A 26,165-nucleotide genomic window follows, 5' to 3' on the forward strand; every position below is an offset into this window, starting at 1 on the left:
TTTTTAAAACATATCTATTGGTGCAAATCATTCAATAAAAGTGCCTACAACTAAAAAACCGGCGAATTCGCCGGTTTCTGATCTTCAAGATTTCAGTAATGATAACGCGATTCTTACCACATCAAATCATCAGGAATAACATAAGCAGCATATGGATCTTCTTCATCGGTGGTTTCTTCATTTTTCTCTGAATTATTCACAATGATAAAGCCCTGCATTTTCGCATTAATACGATCTGCCAGAGCTTTAGGCAAAAACGCGTAGCTATCATTTTCACGTGCAATCACCAGACTGCCTGCCACCAACGCATTATAGATCTGCTGGTTTAAATAGACCTTTTTGACTTTGCTGTCATCAATAAACTGATACACCGCATCGCCGTCAGTATTACGGATTTTGTGCTGATTAATCATTTGCATGATTGCGGCTTTCAGTTCTTTTTCCTGCAAAGCTGCTTTTTTCTCTTGCTCAATCGCCTGATCTTTGGCCATTTTTTGCTGTTTGTCTTGTTCAATCTTGGCCTTGATTTCAGCCTCGGTACCGTCACCGGTGCGTTTTTCATGCACAGCCTGTTTAGACAGTTTTTTGGCTTTTTTATTATCGACCAATCCTGCCTTTAACAATTGTGCCTGCAATGCATTTTTAACCATGAGAATGTCCAGATATTAGTCGTGTTGATGTCGATAACGTAAATAAATCACCCAATACGTGAGACTGAGAACCAGACTCAGCACTGCCGGGATCAGGAATGCATTTAATTTTAAATAAGGATATAGCCAGCTGGCAAGAATGCCGCCGCTTAAAAAACCGAGCAAAATAAGCAGATGCAAAACCACGCGTCGTGATTCTACCTCCAAACCGCGCAACCGGTAGCCCATCGCTAAGCCGAGGTCAGTCAGTACGCCAGATAAATGCGTGGTGCGAATAATGGCACCTTTATAATGACTGACCATGGCATTTTGCACACCCATGGCAACACAGGCCCATAACAAGGCATAACGCGGGAAATAGGGCAATAATAACCAGCAGATCAAAATAAAAATAGCCACCAGGCTTAAAGGGTAACCATAAAGCTGCCCCAAGCGAAAGTGGCTATTTCCAAGAATCAGTCCGCTATAGGATGAACCAATGACATAGCAGAGTGTGACCAGAAAGAGATACAACATCTGTTCTGGTTGCCAGTTTAGCAGGGCCATGGCCAGCATACTGACATTACCGGTCATATGTGAAACAGACTGGTGAAGTACCGTCACCAGACCCAGGACGTTAATCATGCCGGCATTGACCGCAAGAAAAAACGCCCCTAATTGTACCCAGGTAGGTAAACGCTGTAATGGCATAACAACATCATTGGCTAAACATATTGATTAATCAATATAAAATCAATTTGATGCGCGGTCCACTGCTGTAGTAAATAAAACATCGGTCGATGAATTTAGCGCGGTTTCAGTAGAATCCTGCAATACGCTGATGACCATACCAATCGCAACGACTTGCATGGCAATATCCGAAGAAATCCCAAACAGGCCACATGCAACTGGAATCAGTAACAATGAACCGCCTGCAACCCCTGAAGCGCCACATGCCGAAACGGTTGCCACCACAGAAAGAATGAGCATAGTGCTGAAATCGACGCTAATCCCCAAAGTATTTACAGCCGCCAATGACAATACAGTAATGGTCACAGAAGCACCTGCCATGTTGATCGTAGCACCCAGAGGAATTGCGATACTTGAAGTCGATTCTTTAACACCCAGACGTTTTGCCAGATCCAGATTGACTGGAATGTTGGCTGCTGAACTACGGGTAAAGAAAGCGGTAATGCCACTTTCGCGCAAACAGGTGAACACCAGTGGATACGGGTTGTTACGCGTCATTAAGGCAACCAGAAGCGGATTAATCACCAGTGCCACAAAAACCATCGTTCCGAGCAACACAGCAAGTAAATGTGCATAACTGGTCAGTGTATCCAGACCAGATTCAGCAAAAGTCACTGCAACCAGACCAAAAATACCCAAAGGTGCAAAGCTGATCACTAAACGAATCACATAGTTCACTGCAAAGGCGGCATCATTCAAAAGTGTCTTGGTGCTATCCGATGCATGACGGAAAGCGATGCCTAATGCCACTGACCAGGCCAGAATACCAATAAAGTTTGCTTCAGCAATTGCAACAACCGGGTTGGCGACAAAGCTGAGCAGCAAATTCTTCAGGATTTCTACCAGACTACCCGGTGGCTGCAAGTCAGCTTGTGCAGCAATATCCAGGAACAGCGTACTTGGGAATAAGATACTTGAAACCACAGCGCTCAGTGCAGCAAGGAACATACCGACCGCATACATCAGCATAATCGGTTTGATGGCGGCGTTGGATTGGCCCACTTTAAAATTCGCGATAGAAGCTAAAACTAAAATGAAAACCAGAATCGGTGCAACAGACTTCAAGGCTTTAATAAACAGGTCGCCCAATAGGCTTAATGAGGGAGTAGCTTCGGGAAATACCACAGCCACACCCACACCTAAAATAATGGCGATGATGATTCGAGAGACTAGGCTCATGCGCATAAGGGCAGAAAACATAAGGTTGCCTTGTGAAAATTACGAGGGCTAAATTTGGGAAAAAGTTGCGCTATTTTATACTTAATTTAAACAAGGCTTAAAATATATTTTCATATAAAAACCAAGATATTGATATTATTAATTTATTCTAAAATTAATTGGTTTAAAACAGCGCTTATATTGAAGAAAAACTTCTTAAAATGATGAATAAATCAGCGCTTTTAAAATTGTATTCATGAAATAAATATCAAAGTTAAATAGATAAATTCAAATTATATTTGAAAATTCAGAAAAGACTGCACTTATGACCGGTCGGAATCTCCGGCCATAAGTTCAAATATCTGCTGTTCTAAATCGTATAATCTTTATGCTGCTCAAAGATCTCTGGCGCCAGATCCTGAATTGCCTGAAAATGCGTCAGATAAATACGCCCGCTCAAATGCGTCATCAATTTAGAAGCTTGCAGCTTGTCCATAACCGGACCTTTGACTTCGGCAAAATGCAGGCGAATATCCAGTTTGGCCAGTTCCGCATTTAAATCTTCCAGCATTTCCAAGGCACTCAGATCAATCGCACTGATGCTGGAACAGTTGATAATCACATGTTGTAGCTGGTCATTCAGGCTGATCTCATTGATTAGATAACCTTTAAAGCTATTGGCATTCAGAAACGTCAGATTCTCATCAATCCGCAGTGACAGCACCCGATCGGAGGTACTGACCTGATGCCGCTGAATATTGCGAAAATGCTGGGTGCCTTCCACCAGACCGACAACCGCAATATGCGGCCGGCTGATTCGCCATAGCATCAGCACAAAGGTCGACACGATTCCAATAATCAAACCGGTGGAAATATCAATCAGGACCACGCCGAGAAAGGTAATCCACATGGCAAGGCCATCTGCCTTGGAATAACGCCAGGCATCAAAAAATGGCTGGAAATTAACCAGCTTCCAGATGGAAACAATAATCGTCGCGGCCAGAATGGTCAGCGGCAGATCTTCAAAAAATCCGGTAAAGAACAGGCTCACAAAAATAATCAGAATCGAGGATAAAACACCGGCCATAGGTGATTTGGCACCGGCATCGGCATTCACCACCGTCCGCGACAGGCTGCCCGTTACCGGAAAAGCTGAACTCACGCCTGCACTGATATTGGCCAGACCGAGCGCAATCAGTTCCTGATTACTGTTTAAATGACTGCGTTGCTGTAAGGCCGTGGCTTGAGCAATCGATAGTGACTCCACAAAGCTGATCATGGCGATCATGCTGGCACCCGGTAACAAGGTCATCACCAGTTCCCAGTTCCAGTGTGGAAAGGACAAGGGCGGGAAACCAGACGGAATTGCACCGACCGTTTTAATGCCCTGAAGCTTTAAATCCAGAAATACAATTGCTGCAATGCCGAGACACACCAGAATCAGGGGCACCGCACGGACTAAAAAATCTGTAGAGCCGATCCGGCTTTGTACAGCCTGAGATTTTAATAACTTGGGCAGATAGATCAGTAGACCGATAGAGAGCAGGCCGAAAATCAGGCTCGGCACGTGCAGTAGCGGGAAATATTGCAGCAGACTGCTGGCGAACTCCGGAATGTTATTGGCTTTTAAGGGAAGATCGACCAAAAACTTTAACTGTCCAAAAGCAATCAATAAGGCAGAGGCAATAATAAAGCTTTGGATCACCGGATGACTAATCAACTGGATCATAAAACCAAAACGAAATAATCCCAAAAGCAGGGAAATAATCCCGACCATCAGTGCCAATAAGGTCGCAGCTTCGATATAGACCGGTGAGCCGACTTCAAAAAGTGGATTGAGCGTAGCAAAAGTCATCATGGAAATGATGGCCACGGGGCCAATCGATAAAGTCGAACTCCCACCGAGCAGGGCATAAATGATCATCGGCAGGATGCTCGCATATAAACCCATGATCGGCGGCAATCCTGCCAGCATGGCATAGGCCATCCCTTGAGGCACCAGCATTGCCACCACAATCAGGGCAGCCAACACATCGGATTTAAATTTGACCGGCGTGTAGGGGCTTAACCATGCCCAGGCAGGCAGTTTATGCAGAAGTTTAGACTTGGAATTTGGCATAAAAAGGTCTAAATCACAAATATAGATATATTATGCACAAATTCTGCTAAGAAGTCTTAGCTGATCTAGCTTCTTGATGATTCATGTTTAAAATGAATCATCTGGGTCAGTCACGTATCATTCGAAAACTTATGATCGTGATCTTAATGATTTAAAACGACATCAATAAGAGTTTAAAGAAATTCATCTTGATCACTGAAAAAAGAAAGATTCTTTATTTAGCTGGATTGCCGCAATACAATCGATAAAGAGTGTTTAAGACTACAATCAAATTTTGATCTTTAATTGAATAATAAATCTGTTTGCCGTCGCGTCGGGTGTCTACTACATCGCTTTTACGCAGCATCATGAGCTGCTGAGAAAGAGTCGGCTGTTTAATCTCAGTTATTTCCTCAATTTCTGAAACATTCAGTTCCGCTTGAGACAGATGACATAAAATGAGAAGACGGTCGGTATTGGCCAGAGATTTTAAAATGCCGACGACCTGTTCTGCTGAATCGCGCATAGTCGTGATTTCAAAATCGGTTTTCATTCAATATGTCCATTATAAAGTTACAGCCCGCTAATTATACGGGTCTTAGCCCGTAATACCTTGCTAAAAACAGTTAAGTTTTATGGTTTTTAATGAATTGAATTATCAATTAAAATTATATTTTAAATATTGATAGATAAGATAAATTTATTGCATAGTGTAGAAAGTATTTTAGTTCACATTCGTGCAATGAAGTGCAAGTTTCATCAAACATCTACAAAGCAAAAAAATGCTTGTATGATGTTTAAGCGACTTGAACCAATAACATTAGGGATATCATCATGAGTACAGATTCAGCTTTTCCAACACCGAATAATTTAGGTATAGCGGTTTATAGTAATAATGCAGACGCGATTGGAAATACACCGCTTGTTCGTATTAATCGTGTGATTTCCGATCCTGCCACTGTACTTGCGAAAATTGAAAGCCGTAATCCGGCATTTTCAGTCAAGTGTCGTATAGGTGCAGCGTTGATTAATGATGCTGAAAAATCTGGAAAACTCAAACCCGGTATGCACATCGTTGAACCCACCAGTGGCAATACCGGCATTGCATTGGCCTTTGTGGCAGCCGCTAAAGGTTATGAACTGACGCTCACCATGCCTTCAAGCATGAGTATTGAACGCCGTAAAGTAGTCAAAGCTTTAGGAGCCAATCTGGTCTTGACCGATCCGGCCAAAGGCATGAAAGGGGCGATTGAAGCAGCCGAGAGTCTGTTGAATGAGAACCCGGAGAAGTATTTCCTGCCACAACAGTTTGAAAACCCAGCCAATCCTAAAATTCATGAAGAAACCACCGGCCCAGAAATCTGGGAAGCTACGGCGGGTAACGTCGATATTCTGGTCGCAGGTGTCGGAACAGGCGGAACCATTACCGGTATTTCGCGTTACTTTGAGAAAGTTAAAAATAAGCCTCTATATTCGGTGGCGGTGGAACCTGCTGAGTCTGCGATTATTGGTCAGGCCAAACGTGGTGAAGACATTACACCTGGACCACACAAAATTCAGGGGATTGGTGCCAACTTCATTCCAGGCAATCTGGACCTAGAACTCGTTGATGAAGTGATTGCCATTAATAGCGCAGATGCAGTCGAGTGGGCACGTAAAACGGCAGCTCAGGAAGGTATCCTAGTCGGTATTTCAAGTGGCGCGGCTATGGCAGCAGCAGCCCAATTGGCGGCTCGCCCTGAAAATGCCAGTAAAAATATTGTGGTGATTTTGCCAGACGGTGGTGAACGTTACCTGTCTTCGATCTTGTTTGAAGATATTTCTGCCGAATAACATTGATGCATTTTATATTTTAAATACTGCCATACAAGCCCGAAGTCATCTTCGGGCTTTTTTATTGGGTAATTTTAAATCGCAGCAGGACGCTGCATTATTTTTAAAATAGTCAGATGAAGCACTTGACCTTACCATGATGGGAATGTTTAAGCTATAACATCAACAGTGAGTTGAGGCATGGAGATGGGTATGGCAGAACAAGATAGCAACCGCTTATATGAGCAGCAGGTGCAGATTGGCGGTATGACCTGTGCCTCCTGTGTCGCTCGCGTGGAAAAAGCCTTGAAAAAAATTGAAGGCGTGGTCGAGGCGTCTGTCAATCTATCGACTGAAAAAGCTTTTATTAAAAGCCAGCAGCCGATTGCTGCCGCTGCGCTGGTTCAAGCAATTGAAAAATCCGGTTTCGATGTACCGACGCAACAGTTTGATTTGAACATTGAAGGCATGACCTGTGCATCCTGTGTGGCTCGCGTAGAAAAAGCCCTAAAAAAAGTGGAGGGCGTGCTGGATGCACAAGTGAATCTGGCCACTGAAAAGGCGCATGTGAGTGCGATCAATTCTGTGCCATTGTCCAAGCTGACTCAAGCCGTGCAAAAAGCCGGTTTTGATATTCAGAGCGATCGCATTGAACTGGCTATTGAAGGCATGACTTGCGCTTCATGTGTGGCACGTGTGGAAAAAGCTTTATTGAAAGTAGAAGGTGTCAGCGAAGCACAGGTCAATCTGGCCACCGAAACGGCCTGGGTGAAAGCCTCGCATGCCCAGATTCCGGCCTTGATTGCTGCTGTGGAGAAAGCCGGTTATCAGGCTACAGTAAAATCCGGTACGGATATGTCGGCAGATAGTCATGGTGCTTTTCAGGAAAAGAAAGCCAATGAAACGGCACAACTGAAACGAGATTTATGGCTTGCAGTCATTCTGACAGCGCCTGTATTTATTCTGGAAATGGGCTCGCATCTGATTCCGGCATTTCATCATTTTATTGCCCATACGCTGGGAACCCAGAACAGCTGGTATCTGCAGTTTGTACTGACCACTTTGGTGCTGATTATTCCGGGACGGCGTTTTTATCAGCATGGGATTCCGGCACTATTGCGTCTGGCACCGGATATGAACTCGCTGGTGGCCGTTGGAACCATTGCCGCATATGGCTTTTCCTGTATTGCGACCTTTTTTCCGGAGCTGTTACCGCAGTCCACTGTGCATGTGTACTTTGAAGCGGCCGCCGTTATTGTCGCGCTGATTTTACTGGGGCGTTATCTGGAAGCCAAAGCCAAAGGTAAAACCTCGGAAGCGATTCAGTATCTGGTGGGCTTGCAACCGAAAACGGCACGGGTAGAACAGAATGATCACTGGGTTGATCTGGCAATTTCCGATGTGCAACAAGGAATGTTGATTGAAATCCGTCCGGGTGAAAAAGTCGCTGTCGATGGTGAAGTCGTTGCCGGACAAAGTTATATTGATGAAGCGATGATTAGCGGTGAGCCTTTACCCGTGGCCAAACAGGCCGGTGATCAGGTGGTCGGCGGTACGGTAAACCAGAACGGAACCTTGCAAATCAAGGCGACTAAGGTCGGCCAAGATTCGGTACTGGCGCAGATTATTCAGATGGTAGAACAGGCACAAGGCTCAAAACTGCCAATTCAGGCGGTGGTCGATAAAGTGACTTTATGGTTTGTGCCGGCTGTTATGGCACTGGCGGCCCTGACCTTTATGGTCTGGTTCCTGTTTGGGCCTGAGCCGAATCTGACCTACGCCTTGGTAAATGCAGTCGCCGTACTGATTATTGCCTGTCCATGTGCGATGGGACTGGCGACTCCTACCTCAATTATGGTCGGAACTGGCCGTGCAGCAGAACTGGGCGTGCTATTCCGTAAGGGCGAAGCATTGCAGTTATTGCAGCAAACCAAAGTCGTCGCGCTGGATAAAACTGGAACCTTGACTGAAGGAAAACCGCTTCTGACCGACTTTGAAGTTACAGCAGATTTTAATCAGCAAGAGGTATTACAGCTAGTCGCTTCAGTGGAGGCTAAATCTGAACATCCGATTGCCCACGCTATTGTTCAGGCTGCCCGTGAGCAAGAACTGCAACTGAGTGAAGTGACGGATTTTGATTCGATTACCGGTGCTGGGGTCAAAGCACAGGTGTCCGGTCAGCAGCTGCATATTGGTGCGGAGCGTCTGATGCAGGACTTGGGCTTAAATGTCGATCTGTTTAGAGCCACTGCACAAAAGCTCGGTGATCAGGGCAGCAGTCCTTTATATGTAGCGATTAATCAAAAGCTGGCTGCGATTATTGCTGTCGCTGACCCGATTAAACCGACTACTTATAGCGCGATTCAGGCCTTGCATGAACAAGGCCTCAAAGTAGCGATGATTACGGGTGATAATCAGCATACTGCGCAGGCGATTGCCAAACAGCTGAAAATCGATCAGGTGATTGCGGAAGTCTTGCCGCATGAAAAAGTCGATGCCGTACGACAACTCCAGCAGCAATACGGCGTGCTCACTTTTGTCGGGGATGGAATCAATGATGCGCCGGCACTGGCACAGGCCGATGTCGGTATGGCGATTGGTACCGGCACTGATGTCGCGATTGAAGCAGCCGATGTGGTGTTGATGTCAGGCAATTTACAGCATGTGGCGACAGGCATCGGCTTGAGTCAGGCGACCATGCGCAATATCAAACAGAACCTGTTTTGGGCCTTTGTCTATAATATTGCCTTAATTCCGATTGCCGCAGGTGTACTGTATCCGTTTTGGGGCATTCTGTTATCACCAATGTTTGCCGCAGGCGCGATGGCACTATCCTCTGTGTTTGTGGTTAGTAATGCCTTGAGATTAAAAGCTTATCAACCGGTGCAGTTTAAGGAGTTAGTATGATGAATATTGGTCAGGCCGCAAAACGGTCCGGCATCTCTGCAAAAATGATCCGATATTATGAAGAAATCGGCTTGTTGCCGGCTCCGAAACGCAGTGATACAGGTTATCGGATTTATAGTGATGCGGACATTAAAACATTAAGTTTTATTCAGCATGCACGTGAACTTGGATTTTCTTCAGAGCAGATGAAAGAGTTACTCGGCCTGTGGCTGAACAGCTCACGCCAGAGTAGTGAGGTCAAACAGCTGGCACAAAAACATATCCAGTTTTTACAACAGAAAATTGCCGATATGCAGCATATGCTATTAATTTTACAGCAATCGGTTGAGCAGTGTGCCGGCAATGAACAGTCTGATTGCCAGATTTTAAAACAGATTGAACAGGGTGTCGGAACTGAACAGCACTGACATGCGCTGTATTCACATCAATTTTTAAACCGATCCTATGGAGCTAAACATGAAATTCCGTATTGAAAATATGACTTGTGGTGGCTGCGCGCGCAGTGTCACGGCTACGATTAAAGATCTGGATGAAAATGCCACTGTGAATATTGATGTGGCGACTAAGCTAGTTGAAGTTGAATCGACAGTCAATGAGTCTGAGATTGTGGCAGCTTTAACCGAAGATGGTTTCCCGCCTGTGGCAGCCTGATCATTGTCGAGTTAGATTGCGAAAGTGATCTTATGCACTCATACAGCCAAATAAAAAATGCCTGATTGAATCAGGCATTTTTTATTCTAGTGATCATACCGATGAGATTTTATCTGGCGTCATCAGCGCCTGATTAATATACAGCTTAATCAAACGTTCGCGTGATCCAATCGCTTTTTGGTAATTGGTCGAATTTAATAACAGCGAAGCGCCATAGGTGACTGTCCAGATATAAGACAAATAATCGCGAATCGACATGGCACTTTCTAAAGCCACCAGATAATCATGGGTGATGTCTTTAATCCGGATAATCCGTTCTTCACGAATCCGATAAAGCTCCTGAAATAACTCTTTCAGATTTTTTTCGTTATTGGTTAAACGCTCTTCAATGACATGCAACAGGATGGTTCGGTTTGAATTGAGCATGTGATAGAGCATATATTGTGAAACATAACTTTTAATATCGTTATTATGCTTTTTTGATATTTCTAGAATTCTTTTTTCATTCAGAATAATCAGTTCTAAATATAACTGGTTCTTGCTTTTAAAATGTTTGTAGATGGTTCCTTTTGCGATGTCCAGTTCACTGGCCAGCTCACTCAGGGTAATGTCCTGATTATTATCCAGTAGCAGGCTTTCCGCCATGCTGAGGATCTTCTCTTTACGAAGAAGGAAGTTCTGCTGTCTTACAGTCGTCATCTTCTTGGTCCATACTTTTCGAAAAAGAACCTTTCAAGAATATGCAATTTTGCACGCGATGGCTATAAAACTAAGGTCGTGATATTTATCTCATTTTGTATATTTATGCAGCAACTGCTGACAAATAAAAATAGCGATGCTGAGCAGCCAGAAATATTGTCAAGAAAACTGAACCCTAGAGATCAACTTTGCTAAATAAAATTCCATTTTCAGTATAATTATTTTATTGTTTCAGCGCACGAAGCTAAATCCTTTGACTGTTTTAAACACATATTCATCAGGGTTTAGTACGGAAAGTAGATCAATATTAAGCTGGTATATTCAGTTACTCATACTGAACATGAAGACGTGATTTTCAATGCAACTTTATGAATCTAGATATAGATTTAATACTGCAAGAATTGGATATCACAATTTTAAAATGGCTTGTTTGTATTCTAATGAAAATTAGAAAATATTTAGCAACAGGATTGAGTATCACCCTTTAAGGAATTTAAAAATGCCGATTTATAATGCGCCGCTAAAAGACATGGAATTTATTTTAAATGATGTATTCCAAGCGGAACAATTTTGGCAACGTAATGAAAATCTTGCACATTTAGATATGGCGACGGCAAATGCAATTCTGGAAGAGATGGCCAAATTTTCCAAGAATGTTATTCTTGACCTGAATCGTCCTGCTGATGAAGAAGGTGGTGCTCAGTTTAAAAACGGTGAGGTGACTACGCCGGCTGGTTTCAAGGAAGCCTTTAAACAGTTTGCCGAAGGTGGCTGGGTAGGCTTGGGTGCTCCTGAAGAATGGGGCGGACAAAACATGCCGAAGATGCTCACGGTTCTGGCGGATGAAATGATCTGGAGCACCAATCCATCTTTTATGCTTTATCCACTACTCACTGTGGGTGCAGGTATGGCCATCAATGACCGCGCCTCACAGGAACAGAAAGAAACTTATTTACCAAAATTCTATACGGGTGAATGGTCGGGCACCATGTGTCTGACTGAACCACATTCCGGCACAGATCTTGGCATTATCAAGACCAAAGCTGAACCGAATGAAGATGGTTCATATAATATTACCGGTACCAAAATTTTTATTACCAGCGGCGAGCATGATCTGAGTGAAAATATCATTCATCTGGTGCTGGCAAAAACTCCGAATGCACCAGCAGGTTCACGTGGTATTTCATTATTTATTGTGCCGAAATTCCTGGTCAATGCAGATGGATCACTGGGTGAGCGTAATGCAGTATCTGCCGGTTCAATCGAACATAAAATGGGAATTAAAGGCTCGGCGACCTGCGTCATGAACTTTGACGGCGCCAAGGGCTATATGGTTGGCAATGAAAATGAAGGTCTGGCCGGCATGTTCGTGATGATGAACTACGAACGTTTGTCTATGGGAATTCAGGGCATTGGTGCAGCAGAATTTGCCTACCAGAATGCGGCACAATATGCGACGGACCGTTTACAGGGCCGTGCATCAACTGGTGCAAAATCTCCAGAAAAACCAGCCGATTCGATTCTGGTGCATGGCGATGTACGCCGTATGCTGCTCAATGTACGAGCCAACAATGAAGCTTCGCGTGCGTTTGCAGTGTATGTGGGTCAACAACTGGATATTACCAAATACTCAACCAACCCTGAAGCCGTGCGTAAAGCGACTGACCGTGTGGCCTTGTTGACGCCAATCGCCAAAGCTTACTTAACCGACAAGGCACTGGATTCTGCACTGGAAGCACAAATGTGCTTCGGTGGTCATGGCTATATCCGTGAATGGGGCATGGAACAGTGTATTCGTGACCTGCGTATTTCACAGATTTATGAAGGCACCAATGGCGTGCAGGCGATTGACCTGATTGGGCGTAAAACCACCAAATGCAATGGTTCTTATATCGCGGAATATATTGCTGAAATCCGTGAATTTGCACAAAGTCTAGATGATTCATTGACGATTAAAACGGTGACATTAGAGACCTGTCAGCAACTCGAAGACATCACCAGATTCATCGTCGAGCAGTCTAGACTGAATCCTGATTTCGCTAACGCGATTGCTGTCGATTATCTGCATGCGGTTGGGCTGCTCAGCTTTGTCTATATGTATGCGCGAATTAGCAAAGCCGCTGCAGCCAAAGACGACAGCTACTTCCAGAATAAACTGGTACTGGGCAATTACTATGTGGCCAAAGTACTTCCGGATTTGAGTGCACGAATCCATCGTATTCAGGCCGGTGCGGAACTGGTCATGCAGTTGCCTGAAGACTATTTTACCGCACAGGCTTAACCCGCAATGATTGCGAAGGACCAGCCCTACAGCGCTTTGGCTATGTAGGATTGATAACAATGATGAAAAAGGATGAAACTAAAATGATCGTAATTGTAGATGCAGTACGTACCGCGATGGGCGGTTTTCAAGGTTCATTGTCAAGCTGTACCGCGCCGGATTTGGGTGCTGTGGCAATTAAAGAAGTGGTGGCACGTGCAGGATTGGCGGCCAATGATATTGATGAAGTGATCATAGGCTGCGTACTGCCAGCCGGTTTAAAACAGGGTCCGGCACGTCAGGCCATGCGTCAGGCAGGTCTACCGGATTCAACTGGTGCGACCACCATCAATAAAATTTGTGGTTCAGGCATGAAAGCCGTGATGCAGGCAGCAGATGCGATCAAGGCTGGTTCAGCAGAGATTGTGGTTGCAGGCGGGATGGAGTCGATGTCAAACGCACCCTATTTAATGGAAAAGGCACGTGCCGGTTTCCGCATGGGACATGGCAAAGTCATTGATCACATGTTCCAGGAAGGTCTGGAAGATGCTGAAACAGGTCTGTCGATGGGAATTTTGGCTCAGGAAATGGCAGATAAAAAAGGCTATACCCGTGAGCAGCAGGATGACTATGCGATTGGTTCATTAAACAAAGCCGTGACTGCCGTTCAGCAAGGTTTCTTTAAAGATGAAATCGTACCGGTCACTGTAAGTAGCCGTAAAGGTGATGTGGTAGTAGAGCAGGATGAGCAACCTTTAAATGCCAAGGCTGACAAAATTCCAACTTTGCGTCCAGCGTTCAAAAAAGACGGCACCATTACTGCGGCAAATGCCAGTTCAATTTCAGATGGTGCTTCAGCACTGGTGATCACCTCGAGCGAAATTGCTGCACAGCGCAACTTAAAACCGTTAGCTAATATTGTGGCCTATGCCAACCATTCGCAGCATCCGTCAGAATTTACTATTGCACCTGTTGGTGCGATTGAAAAAATCCTGAAAAAAACGGGTTGGGATGCTCAGGATGTCGATCTTTGGGAAATCAATGAAGCTTTTGCCATGGTGACCATGTTGGCCATTGATGGCTTTAAACTTGATCCAGCGAAAGTGAACATTAATGGCGGTGCTTGTGCACTTGGTCATCCACTGGGTTCTTCTGGTTCCCGTATCATTGTGACCCTGATTCATGCTTTAAAACGTACTGGCGGCAAGAAAGGCATTGCATCTTTATGTATCGGTGGTGGGGAAGCGACTGCGATTGCTGTGGAACTGGTTTAAGCCCATCCTAAATCGTATATTTAGGTAGCAAACTCAATACTGATTCATTCAAAAGTTGCTGCTCTTGGTTCGCCAGGAGCAGGGATTCTTTAAATCATATTAATTTTTAAAATACACAATAAAATCCATATTTTCAGACTTTGCTGATCCGATTCCATCTATATTTTTACTATAAAAATTACTTTTTAAATTATTTAAAAACTTTTTCTAGCACATGCCGGTGAATAAATCGTAACTTGTCTTTTACTGCTTCGCTCAGCTTGAACGGGTAGGCATCTTCCAGGCCCATACAACGGTTTAAGGCATTCAGATTAAAGGTCAAGGTGACCCAATTTTCTAGAATGTGTTCAAAATCCTGTCCACCAATCGGGCATTCTTTAAAATCCATACTGGCCAGATAGCTGCCATTTCCTTCGACACGCATACCACCATAGTAGGCAGTTTCCAGTGTTTCCATCATATGCAGATAATGTGCCCAGGTTTCTGCCCAGTCTTCCCAGGGATGGGCGGTGGCATAAGCACTGATATACTTTTCCTGCCAGTTGATTGGTGCGCCTTCGTTATAATGGCGTTCAAGTGCCTTGCCATAATCCTGCCGCTCATCGCCAAAATACTGACGGAATTCATCTAGCAATTCCGGATGCATATGTTGCATGAGCGCAAAATAATAATGGCCACTTTCATGACGAAAATGACCCAATAAAGTCCGGTAGTTTTCACCCATATTTACACGTGTAGTTTCACGATAAACAACATCAGCTTCAATTGCATTTAGGGTAATGACACCATTAGCATGACCAATTAAAACAGGCTTATCTTCTTGAGGCAGGAGAAAATCAAATCGCAGACCAAATGGATCATCTTCAGACTTTTTAGGGCGTGGCATCATGTTCATGCGCTGGGCCAAATACAGGAAACGGCGTTTGGCTTCTTCCAGTCGAAACCAGTAAATCAGGTTCTCGGAATTTTCCAGATCAGGAATGACATGGGTAAGCTGACAGGATTCACAAAATTCCTCGTCTTCATCGCTGGGGATCATCCAGTTGCATACCTGATAATTTACATAATTGTGACAGGGTTTATAACTGGCATGTTGGTAGTTCTTGGCGATTGGAACCCATCGCTCAGCACTCTGTTTTTCGAATGCGCATAGCTCTTTTTCCGAAGCGATATAACCGATCGGTGACAGACAGTGATCACAAACTGATTTGTAAAAAAACAGCTGTTGCTTGCAGACGGCACATTCAAAATGTTTCATTAAACTCCCTGTAGGGAAGCGAACGACCTAAAATGTTTATCGATGATGAACACGAAAAAAGGTTCAGAATGCCTACCTAATCTTCTTCCTGATAAAGAAACATCATAAAAATTTCATTGAAAATTCTATATGGATGAATTGTAAATATAGGCTGCTTGATATTAAATGAAACATCAATTGAATCTTTGTTTTAATAAAAAAGTATAGTTAAACAAGCTTTTAAATAAATAGATTTTTAAATAGAGTGAGTTGCCATCTTAAAAACACGGACAAGGCGTATTGAAGGATATTACCAAATATTTCGACCGGTTTTTAAATTTGGGGGAAGTCCATTCAAGAACAGCTAACTTTTAAGAATAAAAAATTTTTAATGTGAGCAAGCTAATAAAGAGGAATTAAAAAAAACATGAAAATTAGAAAAGCCAATCTTCAGGATACTCGTGCCATTGTCGATGTGATTGCACCCTTTGTCGATGCCGTGATCAGTTCGGAAGAAGGTCGCCAGCGCTTTCAGCCTGAGATGATCCAGACCATTTTCGAGCGTCCGGACATTCATTATTTTGTGGCAGAAATCGATCATCAGGTGATAGGCGTCGTGGCTTATATGGAACCTGCACACTTCATGCATTTTTTTCTTAATCAGGCCTATCAGGGGCAGGGTTATGGCCGGCAAATGTGGCGCTTTTTAGAAAGCGAGATCCGCCGTCAAGGCCATTCAAGTATTACGGTAAAATCCAGTCTTTATGCCTTAGATATTTATAAGCGCTTTGGTTTTGTGGAAACCGGAAAATATACGGAAGAACATGGAATCTGTTTTATCCCGATGCAAAAGGATTATCCGGATTTTTAAGAGAAAAATAAAATTGTTTTTTCCGCTGGAATCTTTCCAAATTAAGGCAAACTTTCTGCTATCGGCCTGCATCCTATTTTTAATTAGTCAGTCCTTTTGTTAAGGCATAGAATTAATTCACTTTTGTAGTAATAGCGATCAGTAGATGGCATTCAGCTGGATTTTTTTTACTTTAATGGCTGCATTTATGCAGGCTTGGCGTAATGCCTTTCAAAAACAGCTTAGCACCACGGTTGATGTGTGGGGAGTCACCCTGGCACGCTTTATTTTTGGATTGCCATTTGCTGCGCTGTACCTGAGCAGCCTGTATTATTTCAAGCCAGTTGAAAGTGTGGTGCATTTCACCCCGAAATACTGGTTCTACATCCTGATTGCCGGCATCAGCCAGATTCTGGCAACTGCCCTGATGGTGCAGCTGTTTAAACAGAAAAATTATGCAATTGGCGTAGGGCTAGCAAAAAGTGAAGCCATTCTGGCGGCTATTATCGGGGTAATTTTCCTGTCTGATCATTTGTCTGTGCTGGCCTGGCTGGGTGTGCTGATGGGGGGCTATGCAGTTTTCCTGCTAAGTAAAGGTAGTCAGCTGACAGGCTTGTCTACCAAGACTTTAGCGATTGGGATTGGCAGTGGTTTAAGTTTCGCCATTACTTCGTTACTGGTGCGTGAAGCAAGTCTGGAATTACCGATGCTACCCACCATACACCGTGCTTCATGGGTGCTAGTCTCAGTGATCGGTTTTCAGTGTATCAGTATGCTGATCTATCTCAGCCTATTCAGCCGCCAGACTTTAGTGGCCATGTGGCAGCGTCTGGGCTTAACTTTTAAAGTGAGTGTGTGCAGTTTTATGGCATCACTAGGCTGGTTTACTGCCATGAGCATGATGAGTGTGCCGGTCGTGAAAACCTTAGGACAAATTGAGATTCTGTTTAGTATGCTGATTTCGGCATATTTCTTTAAAGAAAAACTGGCACGTACCGAGCATTGGGGTCTGGGCTTAGTAGTGATTGCAGCGATTTTAGTGATCTGGGCCTGATGTAGAACCAGTTTTTTAAATCTAAGCATAAAAAAGCCACTGATCAACAGTGGCTTTTTCTTTGCCTCTAGTATTTAAGCTGCAATAAATTTCTGAACTGCCTGATTAAAGGCTTCTGGTTGCTCCACATTGGAAATGTGCGAGGCATTGATTTCAAACAGCTGGCTTTGTGAAATTTCAGCTTGCATGGCTTGACCATCTGCAACTGTCGTCACCGGGTCTTGCTGACCGGCCACAATCAGTACCGGCACTGAAATCGTTTTGATCTGTTCACGTAAATCCGCCTTAGCCAAAGCTTCGCAACAACTTGCATAACCTTCCGGGCTGCCAGCTCCCAGGTCGTTTGAAAGTTCTGCAACTATCGCTGCGTTGCTCTGGATAAAGGGATCGGTAAACCAGCGTGATGCTGCAGTTGATGCAATCGGTGCCAGACCTTGTTCACGCACCAACGCGGCACGTTCCAGCCAGGCTTGTTCCTGACCAATCTTGGCAGCAGTATTGCAAATAATCACGTGGCTAAAACGTTCAGGCTTGTTAATCGCTAACCATTGACCGGTTAAACCGCCCATCGAGATACCACAGAAAGCGGCTTTCTGGATGTTCAGGTGATCCAGCAGATTCACTACATCCTGTCCTAGCTGGTCCAGGCTATACGGACCTTGTGGTGCAGAGGAAGCGCCATGACCACGAGTGTCATAGCAAATGACAAAATAGTCTTGCTGGAAAAATTCAATTTGTGGTTGCCACATGCTGAATTTAGTACCCAATGAATTAGAAAAAACCAGGGCAGGTTTGCTGGCATCACCAAAGGTCTGGTAATTGATCTGGGCATCGTTGGATGTAAATGTTGGCATTGAAATCCCTCCCGACCTCCCTTTCTTGCATTTGATTCAAAGCATTACTTTAAATCTACATTCAGGGAGGAGGTTTATCTTTTTAATTGGTTGTTAGACGCGTTCAATAATCAAAGCGATACCTTGACCGACACCAATACACATAGAGCATAGTGCATATTTGCTACCAGTCTGTTCTAGCTGGTTGAGTGCAGTTGTCACCAGACGTGCACCAGATGCACCGAGTGGATGACCCAAGGCAATCGCACCGCCGTTCGGATTGACTTTTTCCGAACCATCTTCAATGCCTAGGTCACGGGTACATGCCAGTGCTTGGGCAGCAAAAGCTTCATTCAGCTCAATGACATCCATTTGCTCCAGCGTTAAGCCGGTTTGAGCAAGCAGCTTTTTGATGGCAGGCGCAGGACCAAAGCCCATGATGCGCGGTTCAACACCGACCACGGTTGAGCCAATGATTTTGGCACGCGGTTTTAAGCCGTATTGTGCAATGGCGTCATCCGATGCAATCAATAATGCTGCTGCACCATCGTTAATCCCTGAAGCATTACCCGCCGTGACGGTACCGTCTGCTTTCACCACAGGCTTCAGTTTTGCCAGAGCTTCTGCAGTGGTAGATGCACGTGGATGTTCATCAGTATCGACAACGATCGGCTCGCCTTTACGCTGCGGAATCACCACAGGAATAATTTCATTTTTATAGAAACCTTTGGCCTGCGCTGCTGCAGTACGTTGCTGGCTGGTCAGGGCAAACTTGTCCTGGTCTTCACGGTTGATGTTGAACTGTTCCGCCAGATTTTCAGCCGTTTGCGGCATGGTTTCTACGCCGTACATTTCTTTCAGTTTCGGATTGATAAAACGCCAGCCCATGGTGGTGTCTTCAATCTTCTGGCTACGGCCATACGCCGTTTCTGACTTGCCCATGACAAATGGCGCGCGCGACATGCTTTCTACACCACCGGCAATAATCAGATGAGCTTCACCGGCTTTAATTGCACGTGCTGCCATCGCCACGGCATCCATTGATGAACCACATAGGCGATTTACGGTCGTCGCTGGTACCTGATAAGGCAAACCTGCAAGCAGAGAAGACATACGACCGACGTTACGATTGTCTTCACCGGCCTGATTGGCACAGCCATAGATCACGTCATCGACCTGTTCCCAGTTCACACTTGGATTGCGTTCCATCAACGCTTTAATTGGCAGCGCACCTAAGTCATCAGCACGGACAGGCGCGAGGCCACCGGCATAACGACCGAATGGGGTACGGATGGCATCGATAATATATGCGTTTTTCATTGTGTATTTGCTCACATATTTAAAAGAAGAAAACTCCTCCCTTTTTAAAGGGAGGTTGGGAGGGATTTAATGAAGTAGTTTTATTCCTCAAATCCTCCCTAAATCCCTCCTTTAATAAAGGAGGGACTTCCCCTTAATTTGATTGAGTCGCATCAATCAGTTTGGCACCGGTCATTGACTGCAATTCTTCAAATGACAGACCTTCAACTTTCTCAATCACTTTCATACCTTCAGGTGTCACATCAATCACACACAGGTCGGTGTAAATACGATCCACACATTTCAGGCCAGTCGCAGGATAAGACAGTTCAGCCACAATTTTTGGCTCGCCTTTTTTGGTCACGTGATCGGTCGTAATAAAGACTTTCTTCGCGCCAACAGCCAGATCCATGGCACCGCCCACCGCTGGAATTGCATCTGGTGCGCCAGTATGCCAGTTGGCCAGATCGCCATTTTCAGCAACCTGGAAAGCACCCAATACTGCGATATCTAAGTGACCGCCACGCATCATGGCAAATGAATCACCATGATGGAAGAATGAACCGCCTTCAAGTAGGGTGACGAATTCTTTACCGGCATTGATCAGCTCAGGATCGCGGTCTTCTTCAGCAGGAGGAGGACCGAAAGCCAACAGGCCATTTTCAGAATGCAGGAATATGTCTTTATCGCTTGGCAGGTAGCTTGAAATCTTGGTCGGTAAACCAATACCGAGGTTTACATAGGCACCATCAGGAATGTCTTGTGCCACACGTTCAGCGATCTGGTCACGGGTCAGTTTGCTATAGCTCATTATTTATCTCCGATGCCAATTATTGTGCAGGTTTAACTTGAACAACGTGTTGAACAAAAATTCCCGGGGTGATGATGTGTTCCGGATCCAGTGCACCCAGTTCAACCACTTCAGAAACTTGAGCAATCGTCACATCAGCCGCCATCGCCATGATCGGGCCAAAGTTACGCGCAGATTTACGGTAGACCAGATTGCCCCAACGATCGCCTTTAGAAGCTTTAATTAAAGCAAAGTCAGCTTTAATCGGATTTTCCAGGACAAAATCTTTGCCTTCATAGTTCAAGGTTGGTTTGCCTTCAGCCAGCAAGGTACCAAAACCGGTTGGGGTATAGATTGGACCTAAGCCCATACCTGCTGCCTGAATACGGCAAGCCAGATTACCTTGCGGCACCAGTTCCAGTTCAATTTTTCCAGCACGGTAAAGCTCGTCAAATACCCAGGAATCTGACTGACGTGGGAAAGAACAAATAATCTTGCGAACAGCACCAGCTTTAAGCAGTTTCGCCAGACCATAATCGCCATTACCGGCATTGTTGTTGACAATAATCAGGTCTTTAATACCCAATTCGATCAGACCATCAATCAGTTCAGCAGGCTGACCCGCTGTACCGAAACCACCGATCATGATGGTAGAACCGTCCTTGATCTGGGAGAGTGCTTCTTTCAATGATAATGAACTTTTATCTATCATAATCTGGTCCTTACATATCCTAAACTGATGGATGTCTTTAAACTCGTTTTGAATCTGATGCTGTAACCGGAACTGCGTTACGGTTTTTCTGTGACAGCAGAAAATGTGCTACCAGGCCAATGCAAACTCCCCAAAAGACTGAACTCAGTCCCAAGAAATGCATGCCGGAAGCAGTCGCTAAAAAGGTGATAAGCGCTGCATCACGTTGTGACTCTTTGCCCATGGCCACGGAAATGTTGGTGGCAATCGCACCGAGCAATGCCAGTCCTGCCAAAGCCGCAATTAATTCTTTGGGCATTAGGCTAAACAGCATGACAATGCTGCCGGCAAATAAGCCGCCTAAAATATAAAAAAGCCCATTCGCCACGCCGGCGATATAACGCTTTTCTTTCAGCTCGTGCGCGTCTTTGCCTAAACACAAAGCAGCTGTGATTGAGGCCAAGACAATCGTGATACCCCCCACACAGGCCACTGCAAGCGAGGCAATACTGGTTGCACTGATAATCGGCTTGGCTGGCATGTCATAACCACTGAGTTTGATAATCGCCATTCCCGGTAAAAACTGGCCCGATAGGCTGACCAGAATGAGCGGGAGGGCCAGATTCAGGGTTGAACTCCAGGTCCATTCCGGTGCAATAAATTGCGGAATCGCCAGACTGAAATCTGCCGTGACCGGGTTAATCTTGCCCAGCAGCATGCTTAAAACCACACCGGCAATCAGCACCCAGACCATGGCATAGCGTGGACTAAAACGCTTGGCCAGCAAAAATACCGCCAGCATGCCAAAGACGATATAGGGCATGGTATCGGTCGCGGTGAACAGCCCTAAACCAAACTGCAGTAAAATCCCTGCCATCATCCCGGCAGCCACTTCCTGAGGAATCCAGGACAGTAACTTGTCGAAATAACCGGTGATCCCAATGAAAAAAATCACCACAGCAGAGGTGATATAGGCAGCAACCGCTTCATTGAGTGAAATATCGGGAAACAGCGTGACTAATAAAGCCGTTCCGGGCGCAGACCAGGCGGTGACGACAGGTATTTTGTATTTAATTGATAAAAAGATACCTGCGAGCGCAGCACCAATAGAAATTCCCCAAATCCATGAAATCATCATGTCCGGGGAAACTTGGGCCTGCTGAGCCGCCTGGAAAAAAATGATCAGTGGCCCCGAATAGGAGATCAGGACTGCTAAAAATCCTGCAACAGTGGCTGAAATGGACCAATCATTTTTTAATGTCTGAAACAGGGTGTTCATTGGTGATGTGCCTCCTTGCGTCGAACCATGAGCCTGTTAAAAATCGTGATGATCAGGATTAGCCCTGATCACCACCACCGACCGGTACTACTGTACCTGTCATATAAGATGATTCATCCGAAGCCAAGAATACAATTGCATTCACTTGCTCCTGAATCGTACCGTAGCGTCCCATGAAAGTACGGTCAATGGTCTGATCAACCACTTGCTGCATCCATTGTTTTTCAGACTCAGTCAGTGGATTGGCATTGCGCGGTACTTTACGTGGCGGTGCTTCTGTACCACCCGTCGCGATTGCATTGACACGGATGCCGTCTTTGGCATGTTCAAATGCAAGGGAAGCGGTCAGGCCGTTCACACCACCTTTGGATGCTGAATATGGCACACGGTTAATGCCGCGTGTCGCAATAGAAGATACGTTTACAATGGTACCTTTCTGATTTTTAATCATTTCCGGAAGAACTGCGCGGCAGCACCACAGTGTCGGGAACAATGAACGGTTCACTTCCTTGATAATTTCCTCTTCAGAAAACTCCTCGAAAGGTTTCATCCAGATCGCGCCACCGACGTTGTTGATTAGCGCATCGACACGGCCATAAGTCTCAAGGGCTTTTTCAACGACTGATTGAGCACCAGCAAACGTTTCCAGATTGGCTTTGACGGTAATCGCATCACCGCCAGTCGCTTCAATTTCAGCCAGAACTTCTTCCACATAAGGGGAAAGGTCAGCCATGACGACTTGAGCGCCTTCGTTCGCCACTTGCAGCGCGACACCGCGACCAATGCCTTGAGCGGCACCGGTCACGATTACGACTTTATTTTCAAATCTTTGACGATTAGACATTGAACAAATTCCCTCTATTAGTTGGCAGAGAATTTTTCAAACAGGAAGCTTGCAGGTTTTACGCCTTCAGCATCTAGCCAGCCGCGAACTGCTTCTACCATTGGTACAGGGCCACACAGGTAGACCTCTACATCACCACCATTTAGCCATTCGTTTTCGATATGACCGGTTACATAACCTTTACGCTCATGGGCAGATTCAGGGTTAGCAACCACTGTACGGTATTCGAACCACGGGAATTTTTCTTGCAGTTCGTTCAGTTTTTCAATCGCTACCAAGTCGAAATCATTGGTCACACCAAATACTAAACGCACTGGATGTTCTGAATTTTTTTCTTCCAGCACTTGCAGCATCGACATGAATGGTGCAATACCTGTACCACCAGCCAGCATCAATACTGGACGGGTCACAGGGCGCAGGTAGAAGCTACCAAATGGACCGGTGAAAGTCATTTTGTCACCAGCTTTGGCATTGACACTCAAGAACTCACTCATTTTACCGTTCGGTACGTTACGTACCACAAAGCCGGTTAAACGGTCACTCGGTTTTGAGCTGAATGAATATGAACGGGTTTCGGTCGTGCCCGGAATTCCTACATTGACATATTGACCAGCAAGGAAGTGAATGTCCGGTTGACCTTCATCTAACTGGATGTCAAAAGTAATAGTCGAGTCAGACAGGTTTTCGACACGAGCCAAAGTACCCTGGAATTCATGAATTTCAGTTTTGCAGACTTCTGAAGATGCCTGAATCTGGAACACTGCATCTGAAGTTGGTTTACACTGACAAGCCAGAATAAAGCCTTCAGCGGCTTCTTCAGGTGTTAAAGCATCTTCAATATAAGTTTCTTCAGGCATGTCATAAGAACCTGATTCACAAAACGCACGACACGTTCCACAAGCACCATCACGGCAGTCCAAAGGAATATTGATCTTTTGACGGTAGGCTGCATCTGACAGTGTTTCACCATCTGAAACAGAAATAAAACGTGTAACGCCATCTTCAAATTGAAGTGCAACATTGTGGTTTGACATGGCTGAATATCCTATATAAATCTTTGTAACTGAGCCTTTCAGCCAATTTTCCATCTGACCGAAAGGCATAACCTGGCTGTTTAAACAGTCTTAGAGGTGATAAATGTCGATAACCTGGTTGATGTAATCGTTTTTCAGTACCACGTATTTGCTTAAAATTTGTGGTTTATCGCCTGAGAAATCAATTTCATAACGAGACATACCGAAGTAGCTGTAACTTGTTTTGTAACGGAAGCTCAAAGTATTCCAGTTAAAACGTACAGTCACTTTGTCGCCATCACGTTCAACAATTTCAATATTGCTGATGTTATGGCAGGTACGTGTGTCCGGCATAGTTGCAGATGAACGTTCAGTCTTGATCCGGAACACGCGGTCTTCTAAACCTTGACGGTCTGGATAGTAAATCAACGAGATTTCAGACTGTGGATCTGTGGTCAGTTTGTCATCATCATCCCAAGCTGGCATCCAGAAAGATGCAGTAGGGGCATAACAAGTTAACCAGTCATCCCATTGTTCATCATCTAAAAAGCGAGCTTCTTGATACAGGAACTGAGCAATATTTTCTAAAGTGATGTCGCTCATGCGTTTTCTCCTTCAGTTGATGCTGCAATTTCTTTCTCAGTCGCAATACCTTTTTTGATCAATTCTAACCAGTACTGGTGCTGAGACAGGTATAGGCCTTCGTCTTCAGTTTTAATACCAGACAGTTTTGGTTTTAAACCGATTTCATTGGCAGCATCATCCGGACCTTGAATCCAGTGTTTAGAACCACGGCACATGTCGTTCCATTCCAGCGCGATACCGGCATAACCTGCCTGACAAGCACGGAACTCTTCAAGATCGTCTGGTGTCGCCATACCTGAAGCGTTAAAGAAATCTTCATACTGACGGATACGACGGGTACGCGCTTCAGGCTCTTCACCCACAGGCGCGATACAGTAAATCGTCACTTCAGTCTTATCGACAGAAATCGGGCGTAGGACACGGATTTGTGAACCGAACTGATCCATGAAGTAAACGTTTGGATAGATACACAGGTTACGTGAACGTTCGATCATCCACTTCGCCATAGCTTCGCCATATTGCGCAGTGTATTCATCTTTCTTGGCAAAGTTAGGACGGTCTTCCGGGTTAGCCCATTGAGTCCAAAGCAGCATGTGACCGTGTTCAAAGCCGTAAGAACCACCGCCTTGTTTGCCCCATGCACCTGCGCTCATGGCACGGATGTTGTCGCCAGCTTCTTTTTCTTTACGTTGCTGAGTCGTTGCAGCATAATTCCAGTGTACAGCAGACACGTGATAACCATCAGCACCGTTTTCAGCAGTCAACTTCCAGTTACCTTCATAGGTATAAGTCGAAGAACCACGTAAAACTTCCAGACCTTGCTCAGACTGATCCACGATCATGTCAATGATTTTAGTCGCTTCACCCAGGTATTCTTCCAGAGAAGGAACATCCGGATTCAAGCTACCGAACAGGAAACCTTTATAGTTTTCAAAACGGGCAACCTTTTTCAGGTCATGTGAACCGTCTTTGTTAAAGCAGTCTGAATAACCCGCTTCAGCCGGATCTTTGACTTTTAATAACTTACCTGAGTTATTAAACGTCCAGCCATGGAATGGGCAAGTATAAGTCGCTTTATTGCCTTTCTTGTTGCGGCACAATTGTGCACCGCGATGCGAACAGGCATTGATCATGGCATTCAGTTCACCTTGACGGTTACGTGCAATGATGATCGGCTGACGACCCATATAGGTAGTATAGAAGTCGTTATTGTTTGGAATCTGGCTTTCATGTGCTAGATAAACCCAGTTGCCTTCAAAGATGTATTTCATCTCAAGGTCAAACAGGGCCTGGTCTGTAAATACTGAACGGTGTAGTTTAAATTCACCAGATTCATAATCATCAACCAGTAATTCGTCAATGCGGTCTAAATGGCTGGTGTTAATTACGGGAATACGAGGCATGTCCTTTCTCCGACTTTCCAAGGGGGAAGTCAGCGGGATATATCTCAAG

General features: G+C 44.9%; 24 protein-coding genes. 8 read left to right on the plus strand and 16 right to left on the minus strand.

The genetic code is table 11. From position 1 onward, the window contains the following. Nucleotides 1–113 precede the first annotated feature (113 nt). The 5 genes from PYW33_RS07035 to PYW33_RS07055 all read right to left on the minus strand — a co-directional run bounded on the left by PYW33_RS07035 (nucleotide 114) and on the right by PYW33_RS07055 (nucleotide 5,188). A complete protein-coding gene (locus PYW33_RS07035; protein WP_004647065.1) occupies nucleotides 114–650 on the minus strand; it encodes a DUF2058 domain-containing protein in 537 nt (178 codons plus the stop codon). 15 nt (nucleotides 651–665) lie between these two features. Beyond that, nucleotides 666–1,340 carry a YoaK family protein gene (locus PYW33_RS07040; RefSeq protein WP_004647063.1) on the minus strand — a complete coding sequence of 225 codons (675 nt, stop codon included), beginning with the start codon at nucleotides 1,338–1,340 and terminating at the stop codon, nucleotides 666–668. Between the two features lie 42 nt (nucleotides 1,341–1,382). Next, the gene (gene sstT, locus PYW33_RS07045) at nucleotides 1,383–2,579 is read right to left on the minus strand and encodes a serine/threonine transporter SstT (RefSeq protein WP_004280414.1); all 1,197 of its coding nucleotides are present in this window, start codon (nucleotides 2,577–2,579) and stop codon (nucleotides 1,383–1,385) included. A 328-nt stretch (nucleotides 2,580–2,907) separates the two neighbouring features. Beyond that, complete coding sequence (locus PYW33_RS07050) at nucleotides 2,908–4,656, minus strand: SulP family inorganic anion transporter (RefSeq protein WP_004647062.1); 1,749 nt, start codon at nucleotides 4,654–4,656, stop codon at nucleotides 2,908–2,910. A 214-nt stretch (nucleotides 4,657–4,870) separates the two neighbouring features. Beyond that, a complete protein-coding gene (locus PYW33_RS07055; protein ID WP_004647061.1) occupies nucleotides 4,871–5,188 on the minus strand; it encodes an ArsR/SmtB family transcription factor in 318 nt (105 codons plus the stop codon). A 281-nt stretch (nucleotides 5,189–5,469) separates the two neighbouring features. Between PYW33_RS07055 and cysK the strand changes: the two genes are divergently transcribed. The 4 genes from cysK to PYW33_RS07075 all read left to right on the plus strand — a co-directional run bounded on the left by cysK (nucleotide 5,470) and on the right by PYW33_RS07075 (nucleotide 10,005). Then, nucleotides 5,470–6,468, plus strand: a complete 999-nt coding sequence (gene cysK, locus PYW33_RS07060) for a cysteine synthase A (RefSeq protein ID WP_004647060.1) — start codon at nucleotides 5,470–5,472, stop codon at nucleotides 6,466–6,468. A 186-nt stretch (nucleotides 6,469–6,654) separates the two neighbouring features. Further along, the gene (locus PYW33_RS07065; protein ID WP_004647059.1) at nucleotides 6,655–9,354 is read left to right on the plus strand and encodes a heavy metal translocating P-type ATPase; all 2,700 of its coding nucleotides are present in this window, start codon (nucleotides 6,655–6,657) and stop codon (nucleotides 9,352–9,354) included. Then, nucleotides 9,354–9,761, plus strand: coding sequence for a Cu(I)-responsive transcriptional regulator (cueR, locus tag PYW33_RS07070; RefSeq protein ID WP_026055776.1), 408 nt, complete (start codon nucleotides 9,354–9,356; stop codon nucleotides 9,759–9,761). Before PYW33_RS07065 ends, cueR begins: the two co-directional genes overlap by 1 nt. A gap of 49 nt (nucleotides 9,762–9,810) precedes the next feature. Then, nucleotides 9,811–10,005, plus strand: a complete 195-nt coding sequence (locus PYW33_RS07075; protein ID WP_004647056.1) for a heavy-metal-associated domain-containing protein — start codon at nucleotides 9,811–9,813, stop codon at nucleotides 10,003–10,005. 93 nt (nucleotides 10,006–10,098) lie between these two features. Here the strand turns inward: PYW33_RS07075 and PYW33_RS07080 are convergent, their stop codons facing one another. After that, nucleotides 10,099–10,704, minus strand: coding sequence for a TetR/AcrR family transcriptional regulator (locus PYW33_RS07080; protein ID WP_004647055.1), 606 nt, complete (start codon nucleotides 10,702–10,704; stop codon nucleotides 10,099–10,101). Nucleotides 10,705–11,203: 499 nt separating this feature from the next. Here PYW33_RS07080 and PYW33_RS07085 point away from each other — a divergent pair, with 499 nt between their 5' ends. Further along, nucleotides 11,204–12,985, plus strand: a complete 1,782-nt coding sequence (locus PYW33_RS07085; RefSeq protein WP_004647054.1) for an acyl-CoA dehydrogenase C-terminal domain-containing protein — start codon at nucleotides 11,204–11,206, stop codon at nucleotides 12,983–12,985. Between the two features lie 83 nt (nucleotides 12,986–13,068). After that, a complete protein-coding gene (locus PYW33_RS07090; RefSeq protein WP_026055775.1) occupies nucleotides 13,069–14,238 on the plus strand; it encodes a thiolase family protein in 1,170 nt (389 codons plus the stop codon). 190 nt (nucleotides 14,239–14,428) lie between these two features. Here PYW33_RS07090 and PYW33_RS07095 read toward each other — a convergent pair whose 3' ends face one another. Beyond that, nucleotides 14,429–15,496 carry a zinc-binding metallopeptidase family protein gene (locus tag PYW33_RS07095; RefSeq protein ID WP_004647052.1) on the minus strand — a complete coding sequence of 356 codons (1,068 nt, stop codon included), beginning with the start codon at nucleotides 15,494–15,496 and terminating at the stop codon, nucleotides 14,429–14,431. 406 nt (nucleotides 15,497–15,902) lie between these two features. Here PYW33_RS07095 and PYW33_RS07100 point away from each other — a divergent pair, with 406 nt between their 5' ends. Together PYW33_RS07100 and PYW33_RS07105 are read left to right on the plus strand one after the other, a co-directional pair. Further along, on the plus strand, nucleotides 15,903–16,346 hold the full coding sequence (locus tag PYW33_RS07100) for a GNAT family N-acetyltransferase (RefSeq protein ID WP_004647050.1): 444 nt from the start codon (nucleotides 15,903–15,905) through the stop codon (nucleotides 16,344–16,346). A 145-nt stretch (nucleotides 16,347–16,491) separates the two neighbouring features. After that, nucleotides 16,492–17,379, plus strand: coding sequence for a DMT family transporter (locus tag PYW33_RS07105; RefSeq protein ID WP_004647049.1), 888 nt, complete (start codon nucleotides 16,492–16,494; stop codon nucleotides 17,377–17,379). 74 nt (nucleotides 17,380–17,453) lie between these two features. Here PYW33_RS07105 and pcaD read toward each other — a convergent pair whose 3' ends face one another. From pcaD to benA, 9 genes are all read right to left on the minus strand, one after another. Continuing rightward, complete coding sequence (gene pcaD, locus PYW33_RS07110; RefSeq protein ID WP_004647048.1) at nucleotides 17,454–18,233, minus strand: 3-oxoadipate enol-lactonase; 780 nt, start codon at nucleotides 18,231–18,233, stop codon at nucleotides 17,454–17,456. Nucleotides 18,234–18,326: 93 nt separating this feature from the next. Next, nucleotides 18,327–19,532 carry a 3-oxoadipyl-CoA thiolase gene (pcaF, locus tag PYW33_RS07115; RefSeq protein WP_004647047.1) on the minus strand — a complete coding sequence of 402 codons (1,206 nt, stop codon included), beginning with the start codon at nucleotides 19,530–19,532 and terminating at the stop codon, nucleotides 18,327–18,329. 133 nt (nucleotides 19,533–19,665) lie between these two features. Beyond that, nucleotides 19,666–20,322: a 3-oxoacid CoA-transferase subunit B gene (locus tag PYW33_RS07120; protein WP_004647046.1), complete on the minus strand. Its 657-nt coding sequence runs from the start codon at nucleotides 20,320–20,322 to the stop codon at nucleotides 19,666–19,668. A gap of 19 nt (nucleotides 20,323–20,341) precedes the next feature. Further along, nucleotides 20,342–21,013 carry a 3-oxoacid CoA-transferase subunit A gene (locus PYW33_RS07125; RefSeq protein WP_004647044.1) on the minus strand — a complete coding sequence of 224 codons (672 nt, stop codon included), beginning with the start codon at nucleotides 21,011–21,013 and terminating at the stop codon, nucleotides 20,342–20,344. Nucleotides 21,014–21,050: 37 nt separating this feature from the next. After that, complete coding sequence (gene benE / locus PYW33_RS07130) at nucleotides 21,051–22,271, minus strand: benzoate/H(+) symporter BenE (protein WP_004647043.1); 1,221 nt, start codon at nucleotides 22,269–22,271, stop codon at nucleotides 21,051–21,053. A gap of 58 nt (nucleotides 22,272–22,329) precedes the next feature. After that, nucleotides 22,330–23,115 (minus strand): benzoate diol dehydrogenase BenD, encoded by a 786-nt coding sequence (gene benD, locus PYW33_RS07135; protein ID WP_004647042.1) that lies wholly within the window; start codon nucleotides 23,113–23,115, stop codon nucleotides 22,330–22,332. Between the two features lie 17 nt (nucleotides 23,116–23,132). After that, on the minus strand, nucleotides 23,133–24,149 hold the full coding sequence (gene benC / locus PYW33_RS07140; protein ID WP_004647041.1) for a benzoate 1,2-dioxygenase electron transfer component BenC: 1,017 nt from the start codon (nucleotides 24,147–24,149) through the stop codon (nucleotides 23,133–23,135). 90 nt (nucleotides 24,150–24,239) lie between these two features. After that, on the minus strand, nucleotides 24,240–24,731 hold the full coding sequence (benB, locus tag PYW33_RS07145; RefSeq protein ID WP_004647040.1) for a benzoate 1,2-dioxygenase small subunit: 492 nt from the start codon (nucleotides 24,729–24,731) through the stop codon (nucleotides 24,240–24,242). Continuing rightward, nucleotides 24,728–26,116, minus strand: a complete 1,389-nt coding sequence (gene benA / locus PYW33_RS07150; RefSeq protein WP_004647039.1) for a benzoate 1,2-dioxygenase large subunit — start codon at nucleotides 26,114–26,116, stop codon at nucleotides 24,728–24,730. The genes benB and benA overlap by 4 nt, the downstream gene beginning before the upstream one ends. Between the last annotated feature and the right edge of the window lie 49 nt (nucleotides 26,117–26,165).

The organism is Acinetobacter lwoffii (assembly GCF_029024105.1).
Lineage (GTDB): Bacteria > Pseudomonadota > Gammaproteobacteria > Pseudomonadales > Moraxellaceae > Acinetobacter > Acinetobacter lwoffii.